At 70.6% G+C, this 24,395-nt stretch carries 26 protein-coding genes; 13 read left to right on the top strand and 13 right to left on the bottom strand.

Annotated elements, in window-relative coordinates; all coding sequences use genetic code 11:
* The first annotated feature begins 250 nt into the window (after nt 1–250).
* The gene (locus HS048_RS07060; protein ID WP_196466500.1) at nt 251–1,543 is read left to right on the top strand and encodes a hypothetical protein; all 1,293 of its coding nucleotides are present in this window, start codon (nt 251–253) and stop codon (nt 1,541–1,543) included.
* A gap of 113 nt (nt 1,544–1,656) precedes the next feature.
* Nucleotides 1,657–2,310: a DUF5677 domain-containing protein gene (locus tag HS048_RS07055; RefSeq protein ID WP_196466499.1), complete on the top strand. Its 654-nt coding sequence runs from the start codon at nt 1,657–1,659 to the stop codon at nt 2,308–2,310.
* A gap of 86 nt (nt 2,311–2,396) precedes the next feature.
* Here HS048_RS07055 and HS048_RS07050 read toward each other — a convergent pair whose 3' ends face one another.
* Nucleotides 2,397–3,416 (bottom strand): IS630 family transposase, encoded by a 1,020-nt coding sequence (locus tag HS048_RS07050; protein ID WP_196466498.1) that lies wholly within the window; start codon nt 3,414–3,416, stop codon nt 2,397–2,399.
* A gap of 262 nt (nt 3,417–3,678) precedes the next feature.
* Nucleotides 3,679–4,326, bottom strand: coding sequence for a hypothetical protein (locus tag HS048_RS07045; protein ID WP_196466497.1), 648 nt, complete (start codon nt 4,324–4,326; stop codon nt 3,679–3,681).
* Nucleotides 4,327–4,622: 296 nt separating this feature from the next.
* Between HS048_RS07045 and HS048_RS07040 the strand changes: the two genes are divergently transcribed.
* From HS048_RS07040 to HS048_RS07030, 3 genes are all read left to right on the top strand, one after another.
* Nucleotides 4,623–4,919, top strand: a complete 297-nt coding sequence (locus HS048_RS07040) for a hypothetical protein (RefSeq protein WP_196466496.1) — start codon at nt 4,623–4,625, stop codon at nt 4,917–4,919.
* A 310-nt stretch (nt 4,920–5,229) separates the two neighbouring features.
* Nucleotides 5,230–5,562, top strand: a complete 333-nt coding sequence (locus HS048_RS07035) for a DUF6247 family protein (RefSeq protein WP_196466495.1) — start codon at nt 5,230–5,232, stop codon at nt 5,560–5,562.
* Nucleotides 5,563–5,808, top strand: a complete 246-nt coding sequence (locus HS048_RS07030) for a hypothetical protein (RefSeq protein ID WP_196466494.1) — start codon at nt 5,563–5,565, stop codon at nt 5,806–5,808. It abuts the gene before it with no gap.
* Between the two features lie 141 nt (nt 5,809–5,949).
* On the opposite strand, the gene HS048_RS07025 is transcribed toward HS048_RS07030, so the two are convergent.
* A complete protein-coding gene (locus HS048_RS07025; RefSeq protein WP_196466493.1) occupies nt 5,950–6,555 on the bottom strand; it encodes a hypothetical protein in 606 nt (201 codons plus the stop codon).
* Between the two features lie 157 nt (nt 6,556–6,712).
* A complete protein-coding gene (locus HS048_RS07020; protein ID WP_196466492.1) occupies nt 6,713–7,087 on the bottom strand; it encodes a hypothetical protein in 375 nt (124 codons plus the stop codon).
* 147 nt (nt 7,088–7,234) lie between these two features.
* Here HS048_RS07020 and HS048_RS07015 point away from each other — a divergent pair, with 147 nt between their 5' ends.
* Entirely contained in the window at nt 7,235–10,345 is a 3,111-nt protein-coding gene (locus HS048_RS07015; protein WP_196466491.1) for a BTAD domain-containing putative transcriptional regulator, read from the top strand.
* A 19-nt stretch (nt 10,346–10,364) separates the two neighbouring features.
* Here the strand turns inward: HS048_RS07015 and HS048_RS07010 are convergent, their stop codons facing one another.
* From HS048_RS07010 to HS048_RS06990, 5 genes are all read right to left on the bottom strand, one after another.
* Complete coding sequence (locus HS048_RS07010) at nt 10,365–11,243, bottom strand: ABC transporter permease (protein ID WP_196466490.1); 879 nt, start codon at nt 11,241–11,243, stop codon at nt 10,365–10,367.
* Nucleotides 11,240–12,283 carry an ATP-binding cassette domain-containing protein gene (locus HS048_RS07005; protein WP_196466489.1) on the bottom strand — a complete coding sequence of 348 codons (1,044 nt, stop codon included), beginning with the start codon at nt 12,281–12,283 and terminating at the stop codon, nt 11,240–11,242. Before HS048_RS07005 ends, HS048_RS07010 begins: the two co-directional genes overlap by 4 nt.
* 187 nt (nt 12,284–12,470) lie before the next feature.
* The gene (locus HS048_RS07000; RefSeq protein WP_196466488.1) at nt 12,471–13,193 is read right to left on the bottom strand and encodes a VOC family protein; all 723 of its coding nucleotides are present in this window, start codon (nt 13,191–13,193) and stop codon (nt 12,471–12,473) included.
* Between the two features lie 171 nt (nt 13,194–13,364).
* Nucleotides 13,365–14,096, bottom strand: a complete 732-nt coding sequence (locus HS048_RS06995; RefSeq protein ID WP_196466487.1) for a phytanoyl-CoA dioxygenase family protein — start codon at nt 14,094–14,096, stop codon at nt 13,365–13,367.
* A gap of 249 nt (nt 14,097–14,345) precedes the next feature.
* Nucleotides 14,346–15,185: an alpha/beta fold hydrolase gene (locus HS048_RS06990; RefSeq protein WP_068896358.1), complete on the bottom strand. Its 840-nt coding sequence runs from the start codon at nt 15,183–15,185 to the stop codon at nt 14,346–14,348.
* Nucleotides 15,186–15,354: 169 nt separating this feature from the next.
* Here HS048_RS06990 and HS048_RS06985 point away from each other — a divergent pair, with 169 nt between their 5' ends.
* The 3 genes from HS048_RS06985 to HS048_RS38040 all read left to right on the top strand — a co-directional run bounded on the left by HS048_RS06985 (nt 15,355) and on the right by HS048_RS38040 (nt 16,950).
* Nucleotides 15,355–15,531: a hypothetical protein gene (locus HS048_RS06985; RefSeq protein ID WP_157237460.1), complete on the top strand. Its 177-nt coding sequence runs from the start codon at nt 15,355–15,357 to the stop codon at nt 15,529–15,531.
* 151 nt (nt 15,532–15,682) lie between these two features.
* Nucleotides 15,683–16,732 carry a LacI family DNA-binding transcriptional regulator gene (locus tag HS048_RS06980; RefSeq protein WP_196466486.1) on the top strand — a complete coding sequence of 350 codons (1,050 nt, stop codon included), beginning with the start codon at nt 15,683–15,685 and terminating at the stop codon, nt 16,730–16,732.
* 89 nt (nt 16,733–16,821) lie between these two features.
* Nucleotides 16,822–16,950: a hypothetical protein gene (locus HS048_RS38040; RefSeq protein ID WP_255529568.1), complete on the top strand. Its 129-nt coding sequence runs from the start codon at nt 16,822–16,824 to the stop codon at nt 16,948–16,950.
* Here HS048_RS38040 and HS048_RS06975 read toward each other — a convergent pair.
* On the bottom strand, nt 16,923–18,014 hold the full coding sequence (locus HS048_RS06975) for a calcium:proton antiporter (protein ID WP_196466485.1): 1,092 nt from the start codon (nt 18,012–18,014) through the stop codon (nt 16,923–16,925). The genes HS048_RS38040 and HS048_RS06975 overlap by 28 nt on opposite strands.
* 231 nt (nt 18,015–18,245) lie before the next feature.
* Here HS048_RS06975 and HS048_RS06970 point away from each other — a divergent pair, with 231 nt between their 5' ends.
* From HS048_RS06970 to HS048_RS06955, 4 genes are all read left to right on the top strand, one after another.
* Nucleotides 18,246–18,929: a hypothetical protein gene (locus HS048_RS06970; RefSeq protein WP_153054160.1), complete on the top strand. Its 684-nt coding sequence runs from the start codon at nt 18,246–18,248 to the stop codon at nt 18,927–18,929.
* Nucleotides 18,929–19,648, top strand: a complete 720-nt coding sequence (locus tag HS048_RS06965) for a thymidylate synthase (RefSeq protein WP_068896349.1) — start codon at nt 18,929–18,931, stop codon at nt 19,646–19,648. The genes HS048_RS06970 and HS048_RS06965 overlap by 1 nt, the downstream gene beginning before the upstream one ends.
* On the top strand, nt 19,551–20,321 hold the full coding sequence (locus HS048_RS06960; protein ID WP_196466484.1) for an HAD-IA family hydrolase: 771 nt from the start codon (nt 19,551–19,553) through the stop codon (nt 20,319–20,321). The genes HS048_RS06965 and HS048_RS06960 overlap by 98 nt, the downstream gene beginning before the upstream one ends.
* A 237-nt stretch (nt 20,322–20,558) precedes the next feature.
* On the top strand, nt 20,559–21,215 hold the full coding sequence (locus HS048_RS06955) for a Pr6Pr family membrane protein (RefSeq protein ID WP_153054158.1): 657 nt from the start codon (nt 20,559–20,561) through the stop codon (nt 21,213–21,215).
* A 37-nt stretch (nt 21,216–21,252) separates the two neighbouring features.
* Here HS048_RS06955 and HS048_RS06950 read toward each other — a convergent pair whose 3' ends face one another.
* The 3 genes from HS048_RS06950 to HS048_RS06940 form a co-directional block, all read right to left on the bottom strand.
* Entirely contained in the window at nt 21,253–21,645 is a 393-nt protein-coding gene (locus HS048_RS06950) for a DNA-binding protein (protein ID WP_196467816.1), read from the bottom strand.
* Nucleotides 21,645–21,908: a hypothetical protein gene (locus HS048_RS06945; protein WP_068896341.1), complete on the bottom strand. Its 264-nt coding sequence runs from the start codon at nt 21,906–21,908 to the stop codon at nt 21,645–21,647. The genes HS048_RS06950 and HS048_RS06945 overlap by 1 nt, the downstream gene beginning before the upstream one ends.
* A 159-nt stretch (nt 21,909–22,067) precedes the next feature.
* Entirely contained in the window at nt 22,068–24,284 is a 2,217-nt protein-coding gene (locus HS048_RS06940; RefSeq protein WP_196466483.1) for a cation-translocating P-type ATPase, read from the bottom strand.
* Between the last annotated feature and the right edge of the window lie 111 nt (nt 24,285–24,395).

The raw sequence follows: 24,395 nt of genomic DNA, 5'->3' as shown, positions 1-24,395 counted from the left end.
GCACGGCGCGAGGCGCGCAGCTTGGTTCCACGTCCCCGGCACGCAGGGCAAGGGCGTGTCTCGCTGTTCTCGTCTGGCCGGGTCACCGTCGCCATCTCCTTGTTTGAACCGCGCTCCCTGCGGCGGAAGGCGGGCTGACGTACCGTGGTTGCTTGATGGCAAGTCCACCGGCAATTCCCGAATGGCAGGACCCCCGAATAACCCCCCTTCTTTCCCCCTCTTGAGCCCCCAGCCGTGAGGAAGACCCGAGATGCCCGACAACATCCCGAACGTCCAACTCCGAGCATGGCGTAATGAGCACCAGCTCACTCGCGCCGATATGGCCGACCGAATCAACGCCACTCCGGCCGGTATAAAAGAACGCCTGAACTGTGACGAGGAGCGAATCCGGCGGTGGGAGGCGGGTGAAGTCTCCTGGCCGCATACGTCCTACCGGGTCGCCCTCACCCAGTTGACCGGCTTGCAGCCCGAAGCCCTGGGGTTCCGCCAGAACCGGCGCGGTCAGAGCCGCCTGATCGAGGCCACCGTGATGCCTCCTGCGGACGCGCTCCGGGCCGAGGCCGACCTGTACGGCACGATGGAGCTCGCCCAGCAGCTCCAAGCCTCCGACGTCGGGAACGGCACGCTCGAAGCGCTCGCCGAGGCCGTCGACCTGCTGTGTCGCGCCTACCCTGTCGTTCCCGCCGCCACGTTGCGCGACCGGACACAGAAGCGCCTCGCCCAGATCACCCGGCTCCTGTCCGGCCGGGTCACCCTGGACCAGCACCGGGAACTCCTGGTCATCACCGGATGGCTGACCGCACTACTCGGGTGCGTCCATTACGACCTGGGCGAGCGGGAAGAGGCCGAGACCGCCCGCCGGGCCGCCTACGAGATGGGCCGCCAGGTCGGACACGGCGAACTCATGGGCTGGGCCTACGAGATGTCCGCGTGGTTCGCCCTGGTCGAAGGCCGCTACGAGGACGTGGTCACCTCCGCCCGCATGGGCCAGGCCGCCGCCGGCCAATCGAGTGCCATGATCCAACTCACCTTGCAGGAGGCCCGCGGACTGGCCCGCATCGGCGACCGCCGCGAGGCCGACAAGGCCCTCACCCGAGGCGCCGACATCCTGGGCAGGCTCCCGCTTCCGGACAACCCCGACCATCACTTCGTGTTCGACCACGCCAAGTGGGTCTTCTACGCCGCCACCGCCTACACCTGGCTGGAGGACAACGACCGGGCCGAAGAACACGCGCGGGAAACCATCCAGATGCACACCCGCCCGGACGGCACCTCCAACGCCCCCATGCGGGTCGCCGACGCCCATATTGACCTCGGCATTGTCCACGCCCGACGCGGCGACCTCGATGCCGCCGTGGAACAAGGCATGGCCGCATTCGACATCGAGCGCAAGTCCCTTACCGATCTCGTCAACCGTGCCGGAGACCTCGACCGCGTCATACGCCAGCGTTATCGACGTGAAACGCTCGCCAAAGAATTCCACGAACGTTACACCGTCGCCCGTCGCGCATTGAATGATCGCCGCCCCGATCTTTTAGATTAGAAAAATACAAAATCGAAAAATGCGATGTCCGAATTTATTCATATCGCACCCGTCGAGGCGAGTTCAAATGTAAATGCTGCACTTGACAGCATTCATAGCCTACAGGGAGAGCAATGAGTGTGCAGCCCGGACCAATCGGTGATCCCTACTCAACGCTATCAGGAGTGCGTTTTCTAGACGAAAAACTTGCGATTCTCCATGCTCGTATCCTCCAGCTTGGCGAGAGCGTCCGAAACGATGGCGACCTTACACGTCTACAAAAATCTTCACTTCAACTTATCCCCGCATCAAGCAGCATAGCAAAGAGCATAAGACAGCTAATCAAGGAAGGCTATCTTCTGTCAGCGATGGCACTCTTTCGCCCTCTGATAGAGAGAGTTGCGACTCTATCCTATCTAAGCAAGAATAGCGAAGCTGTTGATTTATGGGAAGCCGGCTGGCCGCACGGACAACGCCCCAGCCTACAAAAACGCCTTATCACTTTAATGCCGGGAGCAAGCGAAGAAATCCTTGCAGACTTTACGACCGCAGTCACTAAATATAATAGTCTAGTTCATGGAGATCCCCTCGCCGCCCAGCAAAGCTTGATGCAGACGTCAGAGCATGACGTTGCATATGCACCGGATCGCGACTATGCGACTCCCGGCCGCGCGAGCGGCATAGCCCTGGAGACAGCGATAGCAGTCGTATTCCTACTAGTGATTATCGATACTCTATTCCCAGGAAGCGATCCCCTGAGATCGCTAAACGAATACACGAACGATTAATTATCGAGCAGTGACTCGACACGCTCCGTGAACGTTGCCGAATTATTCTTGTAGGGATCTAACCAGTTCATAGGTTTCCGGACTCTTCAGAGGCATTCTCCGATGTAGGCCAGATGCGGATCGGCGAAGAAGGACCGCACCAGCGCGGGCAGCTTCTGCAAGCGCCGCAGCGCGCCCAGCGCCAGCGTCTTGAGCTCCTCCACGCTGCGCGCCGAGGCACGGGCGATCCGGTCGTGCTTGACGTTCTTCCACACCCACTCGTCCGGGTTCAGCTCAGGCGAGTACGGCGGCAGGAAGAACAGCGACAGCCGGCCCTGGCTGTCCTCGACGAACTGCTTGACCTTCTTGGCCCGGTGGACGCGGGAGTTGTCGACGATCAGGAACACCGGCCGGTCGGCATCGGCGAGCAGGCGCTTGCAGAACCCGATGAACGCATCAGCGTCCAAGCCCTGGTCGAACAGCTGGAAACGCAGCTCGCCGCGCGGGCTGACCGCCGAGATCATCATGACCGAGCGGCGGGCCCCGGTGGTGGCCACCACCGGCGTGCGGCCGATCGGCGCCCAGGTGGTGCCCGCGTGGTGGTCGGTGCGCACCGCGGCCTCATCGGCGAAGAACACCACCGCGCCCAGCCGCTTGGCCTCGGCGGCGATCGCGGGGAAGGTCTGCTGCTTCCATTCGGTCACCGCGGCCGGATTCTGCTGGTAGGCGCGATGCAGCGGGCGCTGCGGGGACATGCCGAGTCTGGCCAGGACGCGGCCGACGCTCACCGGCGACAGTTTCACCTTGAACTCGCGGCGGATCAGCTCGGCCACCATCGCCCGGGTCCACAGCGCGAATCCGAAGCTCAGCTGCCGGGGGTCGGTACCGACGATCAGCGCATGCAGGCGGGTGAGCTGGGTGTCGGTCAGCTTGGCCGCCGGCCCGCGGGTCTTCTTGGTGCGCAGCCCGTCGGGGCCGAGTGTGCGGTACTCGCGCAGCCATTCGAAGACGGTGGCGCGGCCGAAGCCGAGGATCTCGGCGACCAGATCCGGTGACGTGCCGCTTTCGATCAGCTGGCACGCCCGTAGGCGCTCTTCAAAGGTGGCCCGCCGCCCCAACTTCGCCATGCGTCAATCGTGGCATACAACACCGGCAAGAGTCCGGAAACCCATGAACGGATTAGATCAAGGCGGCGGCGCGGCGCGCCGCCGCACGGCCCAGCGTCGCGGACCCCGGCCGCGCATGCGGCCTGGGGGCCGGTCACGGCCGGGGCCGCACTCGGGCCGCGCACCGACCGCCGGCCCCACCGTACCGACCATCAGTCGCCGTACCCGAGCCGCCCCGCCAACCTAAGACGGATCACACGTCCGCTCACTGCCACGGCAGAGCTCAGCCATACAGACCCCAGCGGTTCAGGCCCATATAGACGAACGCGGTCCGGCACACAGGAGCAGACATGCACTCCGCCTCCCCTCTGTAGATCGCCACCAGCGAATCCGGTCCCCTCCACCAGGTATCCGCCAGCCCGGCGACCTCCTGCACCGGCTCATGACCTTCGAGCCGGATCGCTTCGACCTCATCTCCCGTAACCTTCACGATCTTCTTGGCGCACCCGGCCGCGTGATAGGCCAGGGCCACCGATTCCACCCAGCCCTCGACCGTCGCGTGCAGCGGCACCCAGCGGTAACCGTGAACGCCGAACTCACCACCAGGGCCGATCATGAAGGAATAAGGCACCGCGGTCCGCTGCACACCGGCCTCGAACCACCACCCCTCAGCCGGTGAACTTTCCGGGATATCCGGGCACAGGACCCGAGGACCGCCGTCGTAATACGGAGCCGGAGGAAGCACAAGCCCACCCCAGCGAGCCGCATACTCCGCGACCCAATCGATCTCAGATTCCGGGATACCCGAGGACAGCCAACCGTCCCGATACTGATTAACCTTCAGGGAATCCACCCGCAGGCCATGAACCTGGACAAAGCTGCGTGCCCTGCGAGTGAGCCCCGGAGGAACATCGGAGAGGTAGCGATCCACTCGGCGACGTTACAACGCCTCCGGCGGGGGCGCTCCGGCTCCGGGATGACCACCCCGGGCGTGCTCATCGCCGCCGGCCTGTCGGTGGCTGGGGTAGGGGCCTGATCATCCCGTCCGCCGTCGACCCGGGACAAGCCGAGCAGACCACGGGCCGGGGCGCCAGGTCGTTCGTCCAGTTGGGCGCTCCACCTGGCGCCCCGGCCCGCGCCCTGCTTCCCCTGCGGGCGGGTCGACGGCAGACGGGATGATCAGGCGGGTGGGGTGCATGAGGGTGCATTGACGTAGACACTCATCAAATGAGCGATCGTCCAGACGCGACCAGGCCCGTGACCGTCCGCATCCCCGCCTATGTTCCGGGCTCTGGAGTCACCAGGTCATGGCCTATAGATCATCCGTTGAGCGTCAGATCCTACGGGAATGAAGTCGTGATCGAAGGAGACAAGATCGCGCTCCGTGCTCTAGCCGAACTCCTTCTGACGCTTTCCGAACCCGATACACCCCTTAGCTTCCACTTCCACCTAGAGGCATCCCGGGGCGACCTGACGCCAGGCTCCGCGAACCTCGTGCTTGATCACGATGAGTGGGACGAGTGACTTCGGGCCATTGGCGGGCCATTAGCCAGGGTGAAGAGAGGTCAACCACGGTCACTCATGACCCGCCCGAGGCCCAGCTCAGCCGCTCTACGAGGCATGATCGATGCACTTCCCAAGCTGACAGCGCGGGTTCGATTCCCGTCACCCGCTCCACACACCGAGGCCCAGGTCAGGGAGACATTCCCGACCCGGGCCTTGATCGTTTCTGGAGCCTGCGAGCCCTCCCCGGAGATCCACCGCCAGCGCGGTGAATCCGGGAGTCTCTCCGTCTCTCCTCTGTAAGCTCATAGCCAGCGAGAGGAGCCGCCACATGATCGCGCAGCCACAGGACTTCCCCGCTTCCATCCCACCGGCACCGGAGAAGAACCTGCGTGCCATCCGCGCCGCTCTGGTCACGTCTCAAGACCGCGAAGCATTCGACGCCGGGCTCAGAGCCGTACTCGATGAAGTCCGGGTCAGCCTGGATCTCAGCGCGCTGAACGCCTTCGTCCACCGCTGGTGGATCTCCGCGTGCGACTCGGCGAAGGACCCCGAAGGACGCCGCCGGATGCACGCCAGGGCCGAGCAGATCATCGTCGGTGAACCATCCCGCCGGGGCAGATCGTGGCGTGAGGTTCTGACGGAGCGCGGAATCGAGCTGTAGGTGTACCACGTCCTGCTCGACCCGATCGCCGAGGAACAGATCGCCGAACTCCCCGAGGAAGCCCTGCGCCCGCTCGCGGAACTTCTCGCCCTCCTGGAGATCGCGTCGTGGAGCGGGCGACCGTACAATCCCGCCAACCCCAAGGCGAACATGCTCACCCACGCCTTCGGCGAACGGGGTCTCGCGACGTACATCGCGCTGGACGAACAACGCGAGGTCTACCTCATCCGAATCGAATGGCCGTAACGGCTTCACATCCGGGCTCGACCACCCCGCTCCCACCTCACAGGGTGAGCTTGCTCCGAACACCCTTTGCGGGAAATCCGGCGCCTCCGGCGGGGCGCTCGGGCGCCGAGGAGGTCGGCGGGCGAGTGCGTCACCGGACCGTCACGAATGGGGAAGTGACGCCCGCATCCTGTTCATGGCCCGCAACGCCTCGTCACGGTTCTTGGCCGACTTCAACCATTTCGGAAGTCGAGCCAGCATGCTCATCGAACCCGGCACCGCGCGTCGTTCCCTCAACCGGGCCGCGACGTAGGACTCCAGCAGATCAAGGTGCCGAACGTTGTAGGCCCACAGGACATGGCCGCGGCAGTCGGCCTGCAGCCACAGCGGAAGCCGGAAGAAGGGGTCGACCGGCCCGCCCATCAGGGACGCCGAGGTGAACTCGTCCTTGAACGACCCACATGCCCCGCACCGGAGCCGCCGACGGACCTCCAGCGCCCCGGAGCCGCTCTTCGGCGCGTGTTCAGGGTCACCGAGATTCCTCAGCACAACCGCGCAACCATCGCAAGCGGGGCAACGCACCAGGACGTCGTCCGCGAACCGGTCCACCCGGACGAGCGGATCCCGGAACCGGTCGCCGATCCTCACACTGCCGGTACTCACCCGATCATCATGCCGGAACGCCGGAACGCCGGATCGCCGTGCCATCAGCGTGCCGGCGCACAGGGTGACGAGGACCGGCCGAGCGGTCGGAAATCTCGCTTCCACCGGTGTCACCGAGGAGGCGAGCCCGGCCGTGGTCGGCGCCGAGGGTGACGGTGACGGTTTCCGTGGCGCCATGGGGATGCGTCACGGGCCGCGAACAGGGGTTTCCGGGCCGGCGGCTCAGTCGGCCGTTCTCCCCCCGGCCCCCGGCCCGTGCCGGTCACAACACGTCAGGACGGACCGGAAAAACGAAATCCACGCCCGGCGTGTCGCCCAGTGCGCTGCTCAGCTTCTCGACCGCACCGGGATCATCACTTTTGACATAGAGGCTCTCCTGATCAGCCGGGTCGGGACCGAACCCGCACAGCCGATCAGGGCAGTAGGAGGCCCGGACCTTCGTCGCGAAGGCACTGTCCTCGTAATGGATCTTCTCGGCGTCCACCACCTGGAGGATCTTCTCGACGACGGCCTCCCTGTCCTTCGCCGTCGCCACACGGGCTCCCTCCTTCTCCACCTCGAGAAGCGGGGAACCCGGGACGGTCAGCACGATCTGCACGTCCGCCTTGCCCGCCCAGAAGTTGACGGGCGCGCGCACCAGCTCACGTGCGATTCCGGCGGCCCGGACGCCGGTTCCGCCGTGGGCGCGGCTCGACCGCCGGCCGTTCGACGGTGATCGTCCTCGCCATGACGCCGGCATGCTCGCGGGCCGGGCGGACGGCTCGGCGGAGCCTAGACTTGGGCCATGCCGATCGCCCTGAGCCTGCTCGACGGTGTGCGGTGGCGGGGGCGGCCGGTGGTCGGCGACAGGGCTCAGGCGCTGCTCGCCGCCCTCGCCCTCTCCTGCCGGGCCGTGCACGCGGACCGGCTCGTGGCGGAGGTCTGGGGGGACGACGAGCCGGCCAATCCGGCGAAGGCGCTGCAGGTCCTGGTCTCCCGGGCCAGGTCGGTCGCGGGACCGGAGGCGCTGGTCACGGAAGGCGGCGGCTACCGGCTCGGAGTGCCGCCCGACCGGGTCGACGCCGCCCTGCTGCACGGTCTGGCGGGCCGGGCGCGGGCGCTGCTCGCCGAGGATCCGGCCGCGGCGGCCGCGGCGGCGGAGGAGGCGCTCGCGCTGGGCGCCGGAACGCTGCCCCCCGAGGGGGACGGCCCGCTGGCCGAGGTGCGCCGCCGCGCGGAACGCGACCTGGCGTCCGCGCGGGTCGTGCTCGCCCGGGCCCGGAGCCGGGGCGGCGACCACGGTTCCGCCCTGCCCGGACTCGAGGAGGCCGTGCGAGTCCGTCCCGAGGACGAGGGGCTGCTCGCCGACCTCCTGCGCAGCGAGGCGGCGGTGCGCGGGACGGGTGCCGCGCTGGACCGCTTCGAGCGCTACCGGTCGGACCTGCGCGACCGGATCGGCGCCGACGCCGGGCCGGAGCTGCGGCGGATCCACCGCGAGCTGCTGGCGCTCGACAGCCCCGTGCGCGCCGGCGTGCGGTTCGACACGACCCCGCTGCTCGGCCGCGACGACGACCTCCGGCGGGTGCGGGCGCTGCTCGGCGCGTCCCGGGTGGTCTCGATCCTCGGCCCGGGCGGGCTCGGCAAGACCCGCCTCGCCCATGCCGTCGCCCGCGAGGCACCGCAGCCCGTGGTGCACCTCGTCGAGCTGGTCGGCGTGACCGCGCCCGAGGACCTGGTCGGCGAGGTCGGGTCGGCGCTCGGCGTCCGCGACTCGGTGACCGGACGCCGCGCGCTCACCCCGCGGCAGCTCTCCGACGTCCGCGCCCGGATCGCCCGGCAGCTCGACCTGGCCCCCGCCCTGCTGGTGCTCGACAACTGCGAGCACCTGGTGGAGGCGGTCGCCGACCTGGTCGCCTATCTGGCCGCGACCACGCGGGAACTGCGCGTCCTCACCACGACCCGGGCACCGCTGGCGATCGCCGCCGAGCGCGTCTATCCGCTCCCCCAGCTGGGGACCGGTGACGCCGTCGAGCTGTTCGGCGACCGCGCGACCGCGGCCCGGCCCGGCGTGCGCCTCGGCGAGGACGACGTGCGCGCCGTCGTGACGCGCCTGGACGGCCTGCCGCTCGCGATCGAACTGGCCGCCGCGAAGGTGCGGGTGATGTCACCGGCGGAGATCGCCCGCCGGCTGGAGGACAGGTTCGCGCTGCTGCGCGGCGGTGACCGGAGCGCCCCCTCGCGGCACCAGACGCTGCTGGCGGTGATCGACTGGTCCTGGAACCTGCTCGGCGAGCGGGAGCGCCGGGCCCTGCGCCGCCTCTCGGCCTTCCCGGACGGCTTCGCCCTCGACGCGGCGGAGGAGGTGCTCGGCGACGGCGCTCTCGGCGACGTCACCGAGCTCGTGGAGCAGTCCCTGCTCACCGTCGTGGAGACGGCCGACGGCGTCCGGTACCGCATGCTGGAGACGGTGCGCGAGTTCGGCCGGATGCGGCTGGAGGAGGCCGGTGAGGCCGACGGGGCGCGGGCCGCCGTGCGCGCGTGGGCCGTCGGCTACGCCGACCGGCACGGCGTCCGGCTGTACTCGCCGGAGCAGATCGACGCGATGGACCGGCTGCGGGCGGAGGAGACGAACCTCGGCGACGTCCTGCGTGAGGCCCTCGCCGATTCCGATCCGGAAGCGGTGGTGGTGCTGTTCGCCGCACTGGGCGGCTACTGGACGATCCGCGGGGACCATCCGCGCAGCATCGTCCTCACCCCGGCCGTCGCCGCCGCCCTGACCGGCTGGACACCGCCGCCCCGGCTCCTCGACCGGACCCGGGTGGTCCTGAGCATCGCGCTGTTCAACACCGTCGTCTTCTCCTTCGAGGAGGCCGAGACGCTCGCGCGGATGCTGTCCGGGCTGGGCGCCGACTCGGCGAATCCGGCCGTCCGGGCGCTGGTGACGGTGATGCTCACCATGATGGCGGACCCCGGTGCGGGTATCGAAGGGCTGACCTGCGATCCCGACCCTCTGGTCCGCGGGATCGCGCTGCACTTCCTGAGCCACGGCCGGGAGAACGCCGGTGACCCGGCCGGCGCGATCGAAGCGACCCGGGCCGCCCTCGAACTCACCGATGAGGACGGCGGTCCCTGGAGCCGGGCGGCCCTGCACACCCAGCTGGCCGGCCTGCACGCGAACTCCGGCGACTTCGTCCCCGCCGCCCGGCACGCCGCCGAGGCGCTCCCGGTGCTCGAACGCCTCGGCGCGGTGGAGGACGCCGTCCAGATCCGCGCCGCCCTCGCCATGGCGGCGCTCGCCGAGGGCCGCCGCGACGAGGCCGCGCGGATGATCGACGACCTGGAGGCGCTCGCCTCCCGCAGCACCCACGGCGAGGTCCTGTCGGTCGCCGTGGCCAGAGCCCAGCTGGCCCTCGTCGACGGCGACATCACCGAAGGGCTGCGACTGCACCGCGAGGCCGCCGAGCTGCTCCGGGACCTGCGCGTCCCGCACGCCCCGAACGGTTTCACCCCCTGGGCCGTCGTGGGCGAGGCCTTCGCGATCTCGGCGTTCGCGCAGTACGGCGACGGCGACGACGGCGCGGACCTGTTCGAGTCGCTGCGGACCAAGGTCCTGATCGTGCTCGGCCCGGACCACACGTTCAGGGACTACCCGGTGGTGGGGATGGTGCTCGCCGGGCTGGGCGTCTGGGGCCTGCTGAAGGAGGCGGTGCCCGCCGGGGACGCGGTCCGGCTGCTGGTACTCGCCGACCGGTTCGCCTACAACCGGTTCACCCCGACGATGCAGTGGCCGGTGCTGTCCGCGCACGCCGAGCGCCTCGCCCCCGGCGTCATGTCCCGGATCGAGGCCGAGTACGGCGAGCGGCGCGGCCCCGACCTGCTGGCCGAGGCCCGCGCCGTCCTGGAGCGGGTGCTCTGACGCCGTCCGCGGCCCGCGGTCACATCTTGCGGGAGTACGAGCGGACCGCCAGCGGGGCGAAGACCGCGATGACGACCACGCAGCCGATGACCGCCCAGCCGACCTCGGCCGTCACGGCGCCGTCGTTGAACAGGTCGCGCACCGCGGAGACGACGTGCGAGACCGGGTTGACCTTAACGAACGCCTGCAGCCAGCCGGGCAGCGTCTCGGCGGGGACGAAGGCGTTGGACAGGAAGGTGAGCGGGAACATGATCATCATCGAGATGCCCTGGACGCTCTGCGCCGAGCGCGCCACCGTGCCCAGCCAGGTGAAGATCCATGCCAGCGACCAGCCCGCGAACACGGTGAGGGCGACGCCGCCGACGCAGCCGAGCACGCCGCCGCCGGGGCGGTAGCCGATGGCCAGGCCGGTGACGAGGGTCAGCACCGACGCGATGCCGTACCGGATCAGGTCGGCGACCATCGGGCCGGCCAGGGGGGCGATCCGGGCGATCGGCAGGGACTTGAACCGGTCGAAGACCCCCTTGTCCATGTCCTCGCGCAACTGCACGCCCGTCGCCATGCAGACGGTGAGGGCCGTCTGGGCGAGGATGCCGGGGATCAGCACCGGGAGGTAGTCCGCCACGCTGCCGGAGATCGCGCCGCCGAAGATGAACGCGAACATCGCGGTGAACAGCAGGGGCTGGATGAGGACGTCGAAGAACTGCTCGGGCTTGCGGCGCATCTTCTTCAGGGCGCGCCACGCCATCGCCATGGTCTGGACCCAGGTCTCCCGGAACGAGTTGTGGGGCGTGGTGCCGGTGACCGCGGCGGACGGGTCGATGCGCCGGGGGGCGGGGGCGGCCGGGGTCACCGGGCTCACCGGGCTCGTCGGGGTCACAGTGCTCGGGGTGGTCATCGGGCCGCCTCCATCCGGGATTCGTCGTCCGTCCGGGATCCGTCGTCCGTCCCGGGTTCGTCGTCGGCGCCGTGGCCGGTCAGCGCCAGGAAGACCTCGTCCAGCGTCGGCTTGGCCACGCTGACCGAGGAGATGCCGAGGCCCGCCTCCCGCAGGCCGATCAGGACGTCCGCGGCCCGGTCCGGGTCGGGGAGGGGGACGTTCATGCGTCCTGACTCCGGGGTCAGGACCGGGTCCTCGCCCAGCAGCCGCCGGACGACGTCCGCGGCCAGGGCGGTGTCGGAGCCGTCCGCGAGGCGGAGCTGCAGGGTCGAGTCGCCGACCTGGGTCTTCAGGGCGTCGGGGGTGTCCTCGGCGACCTTCCGGCCCCGGTCGATCACGGCCACGCGGTCGGCCAGCTGGTCGGCCTCGTCCAGGTACTGGGTGGTGAGGAGGATGGTGGAGCCGTCGGTGACCAGCTCGCGGATGGTGTCCCACATCTGGCCCCGGGTCCTCGGGTCGAGACCTGTCGTGGGCTCGTCCAGGAAGATCAGGGGTGGGCGGGTGATCAGGCTCGACGCGAGGTCCAGGCGGCGGCGCATGCCGCCGCTGAACTGGGACAGGGGACGGTCGGCCGCCTCCTGCAGGCCGAAGCGTTCGAGCAGGTCGCCGGCGACCGTCCTGGCCCGGGCACCGGCCAGGCCCTGCAGGCGGGCGAACAGCCAGAGGTTCTCCCGGGCGGTCAGGTCCTCGTCCACCGAGGCGTACTGGCCGGTGACGCCCACCAGCTGACGGATGCGGTGGGGGTCCCGCCGGACGTCGACGCCGAAGATCTCCGCGCGGCCGCCGTCGATCGGCAGCAGGGTGGCGAGCATCCGGAGCGTGGTGGTCTTGCCCGCTCCGTTGGGGCCCAGGACCCCGAAGATCTCGCCCTGCCGTACGTGGAGGTCGACTCCGTCCACGGCCCGGACGTCTCCGAAGACCTTGACCAGGCCGTCGGCCCGGACGGCGCTGAGGCCCTTGACCAGGTCGTCGGCCCGGACGGCGCTGGGGTCCGCCATGACGCGTCTCCTCTCTCCGCCGGGTATCTCCCGGCGTCCGAGGAGAGCCTCCACGCCATCGGCTTCGTCACGGCTTCACACCGGTTTCGCCCCCGGGCCCGCCGGTTTCGCCGGCTCCGGTGCCCTGCTCCGCCGCGGCGCCCCGTCCGGATCCGGGACGGGCCGGACGGACCGAGGGTCGTTCCCGCTATCGCGGGGTCAGCACGCAGAACTCGTTGCCGTCGGGATCGGCCATGACCACCCGGTCGGTCCCGCCCCGACCGGTGCCGGCGCGCGTCGCCCCCAGGGCGACGAGACGGTCGACCTCCGTTTCCCGGTCGCCGCCGGCGGGTGGAGCGAGGTCGAAGTGCAGCCGGTTCTTCCCGGTCTTCGGCATCAGCGGCGGACCGCCCCAAGTGATCTTCGGACCGCCGTACGGCGAGCGGATCGCGGTCTCCTGGTCCTGGTCCCAGACCAACGGCCAGCCCAGCGCCTCGCTCCAGAAGTATCCGACCTCCTGCGAACCGTCGCACGCGAGCGCTCCGACGAATCCGCAGTCGGCGAGGAAGGCGTTGCCCGGCCCGATGACGCAGAACTCGTTGCCTTCGGGGTCCGCGAGCACGACGTGCCCCTCCTCCGGACGCTGGCCGATGTCGATGTGCCTGGCGCCGAGCCCGAGCGACCTCGCCACCGTCCGCCGCTGGTCCTCCGGGGACGTGCTCGTCAGGTCGAAGTGCATCCGGTTCTGGCCGGCCTTCCGCTCCCGGGTCGGCAGGAACCGGATCCGGAACCCGGTGTCGTCGACCGGCAGGAGCGCGACGCCGTCCCGGAGGCCGCCCGCCGTCTTCCAGCCCAGGAGACGGGCCCAGAACCGCGCGAGACGGAGTGGATCGTGCGCGTCGACACAGAGTGCGACGAGGTGGCAGGTCATTCCGCTCCGGTCTCCGATCCATCGGTCCAAGGCCACGCGGGACCCCCGCGGAGGAACGGCAGGCGCCCGGCACCCGTCACGCGAGGAGGGGCTGCACCCGGTCATGTCGACCCGCGTCATCCGTACCGCGCACGGAGGCCCGGTTCAGGCACCGTCCGCGACGGCCCGGTTTCAGACATCATCGGAGATGGCCCGGGCCAGTGCGCTGCTCCCCTCCGGGGACACCGGCTCGGCCAGGAAGACGGGCGCCTGGGCCATGAACCTCGGCTCGTCGCCCCGGTGCTCGTCGGCGGCGTGGACGGTGAAGGGATGCACCAGGTACATGTCGCCCGGCCGGCCCGTCGCGTAGGCCGGCGGGCGGTGGGAACTGGCCGCGTCCACCAGCGGCCCGGCCTCGAACGGGTCGAGCACGCGGCTGGCCAGCACCGCGGCCGCGTCCCGGTGCGACCCGACGCGGATGCGGGTCGGCGCGTCGTCGGGACCGACGTCCGACAGCAGGGTCAGCAGCAGCATCGTCTCCGGCCTCCCGCTGCACAGGTAGGTGCCGTCCGGCTGGGCGGCGTTGGCGTCGATGTGCCATCCCCGGTCGTCGGCGGGATCCAGACGCGGGAACCGCACCGGCACCATGCCGAGCGCGCCGCGAGGCCCCCAGCCACCCGGCCCGCAGATCTCGTCCAGTGCCCCGGCGAGCCGCGCACTGCCCATGATCTCCCCGAAAGGCCCTTCGCCGGTGAGGTCCGAGGCCCACACCACCGGCTCTTTCCAGCCGGTGGGGTCGTGCGGCGACAGGCCGATCTGCTGCCACAGCAGCGCCCGGGCGGCGTCGGCGACCTCGCGGGGAGCGGCCGCCTCCAGCTTGACGAACCCGTCGGCGACGAACCGATCGACATCGACGATGGCCATACCCGACACGCTAACGACCGTGTCCACCCGTTTTTCCGCGAAGGCGCCACCCGGACCGGCCGGCCCGAGTCCTCCGATCGGGCGGCCCGAGTCCCCCTATCGGGCGGCCCGAGTCCCCCTATCGGGCGGTCGGGGTCACCCGATGCCACCCGGGCCGGGCAGCCGATGTCACCCATCGGCCGACCGGCGCCGCCCGGACCGGGCAGCCGGGTCACCGATCCCGGCCACCCGCCCGGCGCCGGCGGGCGTTCACCCCAGGAACCTCGCGACCGTCGCCACGAACCGGCCGGCGTCGTCGAGCCACGGGAAGTGGCCCGCCTCCGGTTGCACGACGAACTCGGCGTCCGGGAACAGCCCGGCGAACTCGGCCGCGACCCCTGGAGGCGTGTTCAGGTCGACCTCTCCGGCGAGCAGCAGCACCGGCGCGCCGAACGCGGCGAGCGCCGTGCGTGTGGCGTCCGGGTCGTACGCGCCCTCGGCGCCGAAGACCGCCGCCGCCTCCCTGTTCCGGCGGCCGTCCTGGGCCGCCTGGTGGGCCTGCGCCGCCGCGTCCCACCGCCCGTGGAAGAAGGGATCGATCGCTTTGCGGTCCGCTTCGGTGGCGTCCCCGGCCATGACGGCCTCAAGGGCCGCGAAGGCGGGCCCGAACCAGGGCTCGTCCCCGCGGAGCCGCGCGACCTCGAGCCGCGACTCCCCGGTGGCGGCGATGCCCACGGCGAAGGTGCTCGGAGTGATCAGAGCGAGCCTGCCGACGCGTTCGGGGTGCCGGGCGGCGTAGAGCACCGCGAGGTTCGCGCCGGCGGAGTGCGCGAGCAGGTCCAGCCGGTCGAGGCCGAGGTGCGCGCGCAGGGCCTCGACGTCGCCGACCAGCCGGTCGCATCGGTAGGAGGCGGCGTCCTCCGGCGTCGCGGACAGGCCGGTGCCCCGAGGATCCACCATGATCAGCCGGCGGTGCGCGGACAGGCCGCCGAGCTCGCCGAGGTAGGCGGAGTCCTGCATCGGGCCGCCCGGCAGGCAGACCACCGGGGTGCCCTCTCCGAACACGTGGTAGGCGAGATCGGTTCCGTCATATGCGGAGAAGACAGGCATGGCGAAGATCCTCTCAGCGCCGCGGTTCCACCACAACGAGGCCGGCGACGCCCAGGAGGCGACGGGCGGCCGCAGTGGATTCTGTACCGCTACAGAAAATCTCTTGACCGGTACAGAAGAAGCGCTTACTTTACCGGTATAGAGAAATCGGGAGAAGAGGGGAACCACCGTGGAGATGCCCGCCGCCTTCGTCCTCGCCGTCAACGGCGTCACCCACGAGTACGCCAGCGCCCTTCCCGGTGCGCCGGTCGTCCCGCACGTCGAGCGCCCGCGGCGCGTCCGGAGGGTCCGCAAGGCCCTGGCCGACGGTCTGATCCACGCCGCCCGGGTGATCGCGCCGACCTGACCCGCCTCCCCGCCTGTTAGCCTGGCGATGTCAATGGCCACCGGCGCCCCGCACCGCGGCCGGCGCCGGTCCCGGCCGGCGGTCGCGCTCGCGGCCGCCGGTGGCGAACGGCAACCGATCGGGCTGAATCGGCGGTGACATGGCGCCACGGGTGACGTTGCAGACGATCGCCGACCACCTCGGCGTGAGCCGGATGACGGTGTCGAACGCGTTCTCCAAGCCGGACCAGCTCTCCGCCGTGCTCCGCGAGCGGATCCTCGCCGCCGCGCGGGAACTCGGTTACGTCGGTCCGGACCCGGCGGCGCGGGCCCTGGCCAAGGGCACCACCGGAGCCGTCGGGGTCCTGCTGACCTCGTCGCTGCGCTTCGCCTTCACCGACCTGGTCGCCACCGGCTTCCTCGGCGCGATCGCCGAGGAGCTCGGGCCGACCGGACTGGCCATCACCCTGCTGACCTCGTCCGACCGCGGCGACGTCATCCCGGCTCGGGACGTCGCGATGGACGGCGCGCTGGTCTACTCCTGCGATCCGACGTCGGCGGCGGTCGAATACCTCTTCCGCCGCCGGCTGCCCCTGGTCTACGTCGACCAGGATCCCGTCGACGGCATCTCCAGCGTCAACGTGGACGACCGGTCCGGCGCCCGTGCCGCCGCCCGGCACCTCGTCGACCTGGGACACCGGGAGATCGGGCTGCTGATGTCCGGTCTGCACGGTCCGCACGGGATCGTCACCCCCGAGGACGTCGCGATCGACGGGCATGCGTCGAAGCAGCGGCTGCTCGGCTGGCTCGACGCGCTCGACGCCGCGGGCGTCAGGCCGCTGATCGCCCGGCAGACCGGGATCACCCTGGAGCAGGCGAAGGCGGGCGCCCGGCTGCTGCTGGACCGCCCGGACCGTCCCACCGCGATCCTCTGCTTCTCCGACGCGGTCGCCTACGGCGTCCTCCAGGTCGCCGCCGACCTGGGCATCCGCGTCCCGGAGGAGCTCTCGGTGGCCGGCTTCGACGACAACCCGCTGGCCGTCCAGGTCCGGCCGGCGCTGACCACCGTGCGCCAGGACGTCGAGGCGAAGGGCCGGGCCGCGGCCGCCGCGCTCACCGCGGCGATCGCTGCGGCCCGGACCGGCGAACCCGCCACGCCGCAGCGCGTCCTGCTCCCCACCGAACTGGTCGTGCGGGACAGCACCGCCCCTCCCCCGGCCTGACCACCGCTCGCTCGCGGCCGGTCCGCCGCCCGAAAGGCCGTCACGCGACCGATCGCCTCCGGCCGCACCGGTTGAGTAGCGTTGCGGGCATGGATCTCAAGCTCTCCCACACCTTCGTCCAGGTCCACGACCAGGACCAGGCCCTGGCCTTCTACCGCGACGGCACCGGGCACAGGCCGACGGTGCCGGGTCACGGACTGACGGCGAGGAACAGGTAGCAGGCGAGCAGGGCGAGGTGGACCCCGCCCTGCAGCAGGGTCGCCCGTCCGGGGACCACGGTGAGGGTCCCCACCGCGACCGTGAGGCCCAGCAGGACCATGTGCGTGGCGTCGAGACCGAGCAGCAGCGGCCCGTCGAGCCAGAACGACGCGACGGCGATGGTCGGGATGGTCAGCCCGATGCTGGCCATCGCCGAGCCCAGCGCGAGGTTGAGGCTGATCTGGACCCGGTCCCTGCGGGCGGCCCGCACCGCGGCGATGGTCTCGGGCAGCAGCACCAGCAGCGCGATCACGACGCCCACCACCGCCTGCGGCAACCGCGCGGCCGTGACCGCCGACTCGATCACCGGGGACTCCACCTTCGCCAGCCCGACGACGGCGACGAGGGCGACCATCAGCAGGCCGAGACTCGCCACGGCCTGCCGGGTCGTGGGCGGGGCGGCGTGCTGGTCGTCGGCGATGAGCGAGCCGTCGGCCGCGACCGGCAGGAAGTAGTCGCGGTGCCGGATCGTCTGCGTGACCACGAACAATCCGTACAGCCCGAGCGAGGCCACCGCGGCGAAGCCCAGCTGTGGCGCCGAGAAGACCGGTCCCGGCGTGCTCGTGGTGAACCTCGGCAGCACCAGGCTCAGCGCGGCGAGCGTCGCCACGGTGGCGAGCGCGCCGCCCGTGCCCTCGGCGTTGAACACCGCCACCTTCCGGCGCACCGCCGCGACCAGCAGCGACAGGCCGACGATGCCGTTGCAGGTGATCATCACCGCGGCGAAGACGGTGTCCCGGGCCAGGGAGGACGCCTCCGGGCCGCCGGACGCCATCAGGCTGACGATCAGCGCAACCTCGATCACCGTCACCGCCACCGCCAGGATGAGCGAGCCGAACGGCTCCCCCACCCGGTGCGCGATCACTTCGGCGTGGTGCACGGCCGCCAGCACCCCGCCCGCCAGGAAGACCCCGGTGACCACCGCCCCGAGGACCGACAGACCCCGGCCCCAGGTGAAGGCCAGGGTCACGACGGCGAACAGGGGCACGGCGACGGTCCAGTCGACGGCGGGCAGGCGGATCATGCGCCTTATCCTTCCCGGCCGGATGCGGTCCATGACGGATGCGCCCGTCCGAGAGGCCCCGGCCAGACCGGTTCTCCATAATTCCCGCCGCAAGCCGGTGACCTTGGCAAAGTTATTGGAGATAAATAGGTAAAAGGCGCGCACCCAGCTGACAAGTGCGTCAAAATTTCCTTACCGGGTCTGTTCACTGCGCTTGAAGCCGAGGTCCCGATGCGCAAGATGCTGCCGCGCATGAGCGCGGAATCCCTGCCCCAGAGCCTCGACGAGCTGCCCGTGGACGCCAAGGACTTCCTCCAGCTCGTCTCGGTGGATTTCACCGGGACTTATCACGTCTACCTGGCGGCGAAAGACGAACGCATCAAGATGACCCGGCTCTCCATGAGCCTGCTCTCCGCGCCCTTCGCCGCGGCGGTGGCGCTCGCGAGCGCGAAGGTCGTCAACCCGCTCGCGCTCACCTCCTGGGCCACCGTGCCGTGGTATCTGTTCGCGACCGTCACCGCCTTCGGGCTGCTGAGCGTGGTGCCCTTCCTCCGGCTGATCGAGGCGGTGAACGCCCACATGCGCACCGCACGGGCGATCAACAACTTCCGGCTGCTGTACGTCGTGCAGCTGAAGGACCACTTCTCCGGCCTCGGCTGGTCCCCCAACCTGCCGGTCGACCCGCGCTACCCGGAGACCTACGCCCCCCTGGCCTGGCCGGGCATCAACGTTATGATGCTGGCCCTGGTCAACTCCGCCTACATCGCGGTCGGCGCACTCGGCCTGGCCGGGGCCGAACCCACCCCGACCCTGCTGGTGCTGATCATCATGCTGCTCGCGCTGGTCCACTACCTCGTCTACTACGTGCGCTCCAACGTCTCCCGCCAGCGCCGGCTCCCGCAGAACCCCTTCCATTTCCCCAACGTGGAGACCTGATGGCAGACCTCCTCCGATTCGCGTCTTGTGGGGAGACCTGGCTGTGGCTGATGCGCCACGTATGGAACGAGGGCGGGCCCGCCGAGGACGACCGGGGCCCGATCATCGAAGCACCGGCCGTGCTGTTCGAGATCGCCGAGCTCGGCTGGGACGACCCGGTCCTGAGGTCGCACGGCGACCCCGGGAAGATCACCCTGTACTCCAGCAAGTTCAGCGAGGTCACGGTGGTGCCGCCGTTCAAGTACAGCTACGGCGGCAGGATCCGCGGCCTGCAGGGCGTGGACCAGCTCGGCTGGGTCACCGGGCTGCTGCGCGCGCGGCCGTACAGCAAGAGCGGGTGGATCTCGCTGACCGTGCCGGGCGAGCGGCCGGACGCCGTGCCCTGCCTGACCAGCCTGGCCTTCCGGATCCGGGAGGGGCGGCTGGCGATGACCGCGACGTTCCGGTCGCAGAACGCGCTCACCTGCTACCTGAACTACGTGCCCCTGCGTAGTATCCAGAACGAGGTCGCCGACGACCTCGGGGTGGGTCGTGGGTCAATGAGGGTCTTCGTCGACGTTCCTCACATCTATGTCGCCGACGCGGCGGCGGTCGAGGAGATCCTCGGGCGTTCGGAGCGCGATGGGCTCGGCGAGGGAGAGGCGTTACCAGGTCCTGCTGGTCGATCTGGACGGGACCGTGGTCGACTACGCCCGGACGGAGGACTGCGCACTCCGTGAGGTCCACCGCCGCTTCTTCCGCGGCGGCCCGGCCGATCCGAGCGGCCCGGCCAGTCGGAACGGTCCGCACGACGCGGACGGGCCGTGCAGTTCAGACGGCCCCTCACGTCCGGGCGACCTGCCGGACCTGCGGGACCTGCCGGCGTTCCTGCGTGCCTTCCACGCGGCCAACCAGCCCCTCTGGGCCGCCTACCGCGAGCGCCGGATGGACCTGTCCGAGCTGCGCCTGGAGCGCTGGGCCCGGCTGGGCGCCGGTCCCGGGGTGGCCGCCGCGTTCGAGGAGGCCCTCGGCCGCGGGACCGTGCTGTTCCCGGAGGCGTACGGTGCCCTGCGCCGACTGTCGCGGCGCTTCCGGCTGGCGCTGGTGACCGACGGCATCGCCCGCGTCCAGCGGGTCAAGCTCCGCCGTACCCGGATCGACCGGTTCTTCGAGCACGTGGTGATCGCGCCCGAGGTGGGCCTGCGCAAACCCGACGGCGCGCTGCTGCACCACGCGCTCTCCCTGCTGGAGGCCAAGCCCGACGAGGCTCTGATGGTCGGCGACTCCCCGGTGAGCGACGGCGGCTGCGCGCGGGAGGCGGGGGTGGACTTCTGCTGGGTCGACCGGACCGGCGCCGCACCCGTCCCGGGCGTCCCGGTGCGCCTGACCGTCCCGCACCTCGCCGCCTTGTGAATCTCGCCCCCTCCCGTGCCTCGCCACCCTGCGGACCCCGGCGTCTTCCGGACCCCGCCGCCCTGCGGACCCCGGCGTCTTCCGGACCGTGATACCCGCTGAAACCGCGGGGCCCGTGACATCGCCGGGCCCTCCCGCACGTCCGCCGCGCGGATGCCGGGTGTCCGGTCACGCGAGATAAGGCGGTTGATGCCCTTTCCGTCCAATAAGCCCACTACCTACCAGTATGGTGTGCTGGTGAACGGGACGAAGACCTACCGGATCGTGCTGGTCGCCGCGGGTCTGGCGGGACTGCTCTGCACCTGGCTGGCGGCGTCCGATCCGCTCAACCCGCCGGTCTACTTCACCGTGCAGAGCAACATCATGCTGGTGGCCTACCACGTCTGGCAGCTGTCGGGCCGGGGTGTGCCGTCGGCGTTCCTCAAGGGCGCGGTGACCCTGTTCATCTCCATCACCGGCCTGGTCGCCCACTTCATCCTGACCCACGGCGCGAGCCCCCTGGGGCTGCTCCCCGACGGCCGGGGGAACGACGTCCAGGACATGGGCAACCTGCTGCTGCACTACGTGACACCGATCATGGCCTTCGCCGACTGGCTGCTCTTCGACCGCGCCCTGCGCCCCAGGTGGACCAAGCCGCTCGTGTGGCTGGCCTACCCGGCCGCCTACCTCGTCTTCGCGCTGACCCGCGGCGCCCTGCTCGCGCCGGGCACCGAGCGACGCTACCCGTACCCCTTCCTCGACGTGGACCGGCTCGGCTACGACGGCGTCGCGCTCCAGGCGGTCTTCCTCACGGCCGGCTTCGCCGTCCTGGGCTACGTCCTCGTCGCCCTGCACCGCTTGACCTCCCGTACGGCGACGTCCCGACTCCCCGAGGAGACCGGCGCACTGCCGTGACGCCGCGGCGTCGCCGTGATGCCGCTGCCCGGCCGCCTCAGATCCCTACGACGCGCAGGCGCTTCTGCCCGATGACCGTGATGTCCTCGACGTCGGAGGTCAGCACGGTCACCGGCCCGGGCGACCGGAGCGCGGTGGCGCACACCATCGCGTCAATGGCGTACTTGTGCCCGTGCAGGCCGGCGGAGGCGAGCAGACGGGACGCCTCACGTGCGATCTCCCTGGTGACAGGCTCGACGATCAACCTGGAGACGGTCCATTCGTAGCGAGCGCGGTTCAGCCGGGGGTGCGACACCTCAACGAGGCTGGCGGCGCTGACGATGACACGGACGTCCTTCGTCTTGGCCGCCACCAGCCACTCGGTCATCTCCACGTCCTGAATGATCGCCTTGGACAGGCCCTCGCAGTCGAGGACGAGCGATCCCGGCATCACGCGGCCGAGGTGCGGTCGTCATCCCGCGCACCGGGATCCGTCTGCAGGAGAGCGCCCTTGGCCTCGACTCTGGCGGGATCCACGGGACCGTGCTGGGTTTCGGCCGCGGCGATGAGCTCACTCAGGTCGTCCCGCTCGACCTGCCGCATGAGCGCCTCGGAGACGTAAGCCGAGAAACTGCCCTTGCCGATCCGTTCCTGCACGGTCTCGGCGAGGTGCTCGGGGATCGTGACGCTGAATTTCTTGGTTCCACCACTCATGCTACCGACGGTAGCATCAGCCCTACCGAAAAGGCGATAAAGTCACCTCGATCATCTGGTGACCCGCCTCCGGATCACGGCATCGTCGCCCTGCACCGCCTGGCCTCCCGTACGGCGACGCCCCGGATCCCGTGAAGGATCCGGGGCGCCGGAGCGGGCTCAGCGGAAGCGGCGCAGGCGGAGGCTGTTGCTGACCACGAAGACCGAGGAGAACGCCATCGCGGCACCGGCGATCATCGGGGTGAGCAGGCCGAGCGCGGCCAGCGGCAGCGCGGCCACGTTGTAGGCGAAGGCCCAGAACAGGTTGCCCTTGATCGTGGCCAGGGTCCGGCGCGACAGGCGGATCGCGTCCGCGGCCACCCGCAGGTCGCCCCGGACCAGGGTCAGGTCGGAGGCCTCGATCGCCACGTCGGTGCCGGTGCCCATCGCCATGCCGAGGTCGGCCTGGGCCAGCGCCGCGGCGTCGTTGACGCCGTCGCCGACCATGGCGACCGTGCGGCCCTCGGCCTGGAGCCGCTTGACCACGTCCACCTTGTCGGCGGGGAGCACCTCGGCGATCACCTCGTCGATGCCGACCTCGGCGGCGACCCGGCGGGCCGCCGTCCCGTGGTCGCCGGTGAGCAGGACCGGGCGCAGGCCCAGCCCGCGCAGGGCGGCGACCGCCTCGGCCGAGGTGGGCTTGACCGCGTCGGCGACGGTGAGCACCGCGCGGGCCCGCCCGTCCCAGCCGACCGCGACCGCGGTCTCGCCCCGCTCCTGCGCCTCCTCCATCCGCCGCGCCAGGTCGGCGGGCAGGTGCTGGGACCACTCGGCCAGCAGCTGCGGGCGGCCGACGAGCACGGCGTGGCCGTCCACGACGCCCTGCACGCCCAGGCCCTCGATGTTGGCGAAGTCCTCGACCTTCGCGGTGGACTCCGCGGCGCGGGCGATCGCCTGGGCGATCGGGTGCTCCGAGGCGGACTCCAGGGCGCCGGCCAGCCGCAGGACCTCCTCGCGGCTCTCCCCCTCCGCGGTGAGGACGCCGGACAGGGTCATCTTCCCCGTGGTCACGGTGCCGGTCTTGTCCAGGACGACGGTGTCGATCCGCCGGGTGGACTCCAGCACCTCGGGGCCCTTGATCAGGATGCCGAGCTGGGCGCCCCGGCCGGTGCCGACCATCAGCGCGGTCGGGGTGGCCAGGCCCAGCGCGCACGGGCAGGCGATGATGAGCACCGCGACCGCGGCGGTGAAGGCGGCGGCCGTGCCGGTGCCGGTGCCCAGCCAGAAGCCCAGGGTGGCCAGCGAGAGGGCGATCACGATCGGCACGAAGACCCCGGAGATCCGGTCGGCCAGCCGCTGCACCTGCGCCTTGCCGTTCTGCGCGTCCTCCACCAGCCGCGCCATCCGGGCGAGCTGGGTCTCGGAGCCGACCCGGGTGGCCCGGACCACGAGCCGTCCGCCGGCGTTCACGGTCGCGCCGACCACGGCGTCGCCGGGGCGGACCTCCACCGGCACCGGCTCGCCGGTCAGCATCGAGGCGTCCACCGCCGAGGAGCCCTCCTCGACCACGCCGTCGGTGGCGATCTTCTCGCCGGGCCGTACCAGGAAGAGGTCGCCGACCGCCAGCCGCTCGGCCGGGACTCGCTCGCCCGAGGCGAGCGTGACCTCCTTGGCGCCCATCTCCAGCAGCGCGTGGAGCGCGGCGCCCGCCCGCCGCTTGGAGCGGGCCTCGAAGTAGCGGCCGGCCAGGATGAAGGCGATCACTCCGGCGGCGGCCTCGAAGTAGATGTTGCCCGACCCGTCGCCCCTGGCCAGGGTGAACTCGAAGCCGTGCCGCATGCCCGGCATGCCGGCCGTGCCGAAGAACAGGGCCCAGAGCGACCAGCCGAAGGCGGCGAGCGTGCCGAGGGAGACGAGGGTGTCCATGGTCGCCGTACCGTGGCGCAGGTTGGTCCAGGCCGCCCGGTGGAACGGCCAGCCGCCGTAGAGCACGACGGGTCCGGCCAGCGCCAGCGAGAGCCACTGCCAGTTGTCGAACTGCAGCGCCGGGACCATCGCCGTCGCGACGACCGGGACGGAGAGCACGGCCGAGATGACCAGCCGCTGGCGGAGCGGCGCGAGCTCGTCGCGCTCCCCCTCCCCCGGCTCCTCCCGTACGGCGGGCAGCTCGGCGGTGTAACCGGCCTTCTCCACCTCGGCGACCAGGTCCTCGGGGCTGACGCTCCCGGCGTAGACGACCTTCGCCTTCTCGGTGGCGTAGTTGACCGTGGCGCTCACGCCGTCCAGCTTGTTGAGCTTGCGCTCGATCCGGTTCGCGCAGGAGGCGCACGTCATACCGCCGATGGCGAGCTCGATCTCGCCGCCGCCGGCGGGCGGCCTGGTGGTGGTCGTGGACATGGCTTCTCCTCTTGCTCGTCGATCCATCGTGCGCGGCCCGGAGCCGCAGGCGGTAATCGGGGTGTCCGCCGCCCCTCCCATCCCGGAGAACACTTGACCCCCGGGGGGTGT

It is taken from the genome of Planomonospora sp. ID91781 (assembly GCF_015711595.1).
Taxonomy (GTDB): Bacteria; Actinomycetota; Actinomycetes; order Streptosporangiales; family Streptosporangiaceae; genus Planomonospora; species Planomonospora parontospora.
This window is presented reverse-complemented; position numbering and strand designations above follow the sequence as displayed.

Coding starts and splice junctions, on each gene's coding strand:
- HS048_RS07060 (WP_196466500.1), top strand. CDS start 251: ATGCCCGACAACATCCCGAACGTCCAACTCCGAGCATGGCGTAATGAG.
- HS048_RS07055 (WP_196466499.1), top strand. CDS start 1,657: ATGAGTGTGCAGCCCGGACCAATCGGTGATCCCTACTCAACGCTATCA.
- HS048_RS07050 (WP_196466498.1), bottom strand. CDS start 3,416: ATGGCGAAGTTGGGGCGGCGGGCCACCTTTGAAGAGCGCCTACGGGCG.
- HS048_RS07040 (WP_196466496.1), top strand. CDS start 4,623: ATGAGCGATCGTCCAGACGCGACCAGGCCCGTGACCGTCCGCATCCCC.
- HS048_RS07035 (WP_196466495.1), top strand. CDS start 5,230: ATGATCGCGCAGCCACAGGACTTCCCCGCTTCCATCCCACCGGCACCG.
- HS048_RS07015 (WP_196466491.1), top strand. CDS start 7,235: ATGCCGATCGCCCTGAGCCTGCTCGACGGTGTGCGGTGGCGGGGGCGG.
- HS048_RS07010 (WP_196466490.1), bottom strand. CDS start 11,243: ATGACCACCCCGAGCACTGTGACCCCGACGAGCCCGGTGAGCCCGGTG.
- HS048_RS07005 (WP_196466489.1), bottom strand. CDS start 12,283: ATGGCGGACCCCAGCGCCGTCCGGGCCGACGACCTGGTCAAGGGCCTC.
- HS048_RS07000 (WP_196466488.1), bottom strand. CDS start 13,193: ATGACCTGCCACCTCGTCGCACTCTGTGTCGACGCGCACGATCCACTC.
- HS048_RS06995 (WP_196466487.1), bottom strand. CDS start 14,096: ATGGCCATCGTCGATGTCGATCGGTTCGTCGCCGACGGGTTCGTCAAG.
- HS048_RS06990 (WP_068896358.1), bottom strand. CDS start 15,185: ATGCCTGTCTTCTCCGCATATGACGGAACCGATCTCGCCTACCACGTG.
- HS048_RS38040 (WP_255529568.1), top strand. CDS start 16,822: ATGGATCTCAAGCTCTCCCACACCTTCGTCCAGGTCCACGACCAGGAC.
- HS048_RS06975 (WP_196466485.1), bottom strand. CDS start 18,014: ATGATCCGCCTGCCCGCCGTCGACTGGACCGTCGCCGTGCCCCTGTTC.
- HS048_RS06970 (WP_153054160.1), top strand. CDS start 18,246: ATGAGCGCGGAATCCCTGCCCCAGAGCCTCGACGAGCTGCCCGTGGAC.
- HS048_RS06965 (WP_068896349.1), top strand. CDS start 18,929: ATGGCAGACCTCCTCCGATTCGCGTCTTGTGGGGAGACCTGGCTGTGG.
- HS048_RS06960 (WP_196466484.1), top strand. CDS start 19,551: ATGGGCTCGGCGAGGGAGAGGCGTTACCAGGTCCTGCTGGTCGATCTG.
- HS048_RS06950 (WP_196467816.1), bottom strand. CDS start 21,645: ATGCCGGGATCGCTCGTCCTCGACTGCGAGGGCCTGTCCAAGGCGATC.
- HS048_RS06945 (WP_068896341.1), bottom strand. CDS start 21,908: ATGAGTGGTGGAACCAAGAAATTCAGCGTCACGATCCCCGAGCACCTC.
- HS048_RS06940 (WP_196466483.1), bottom strand. CDS start 24,284: ATGTCCACGACCACCACCAGGCCGCCCGCCGGCGGCGGCGAGATCGAG.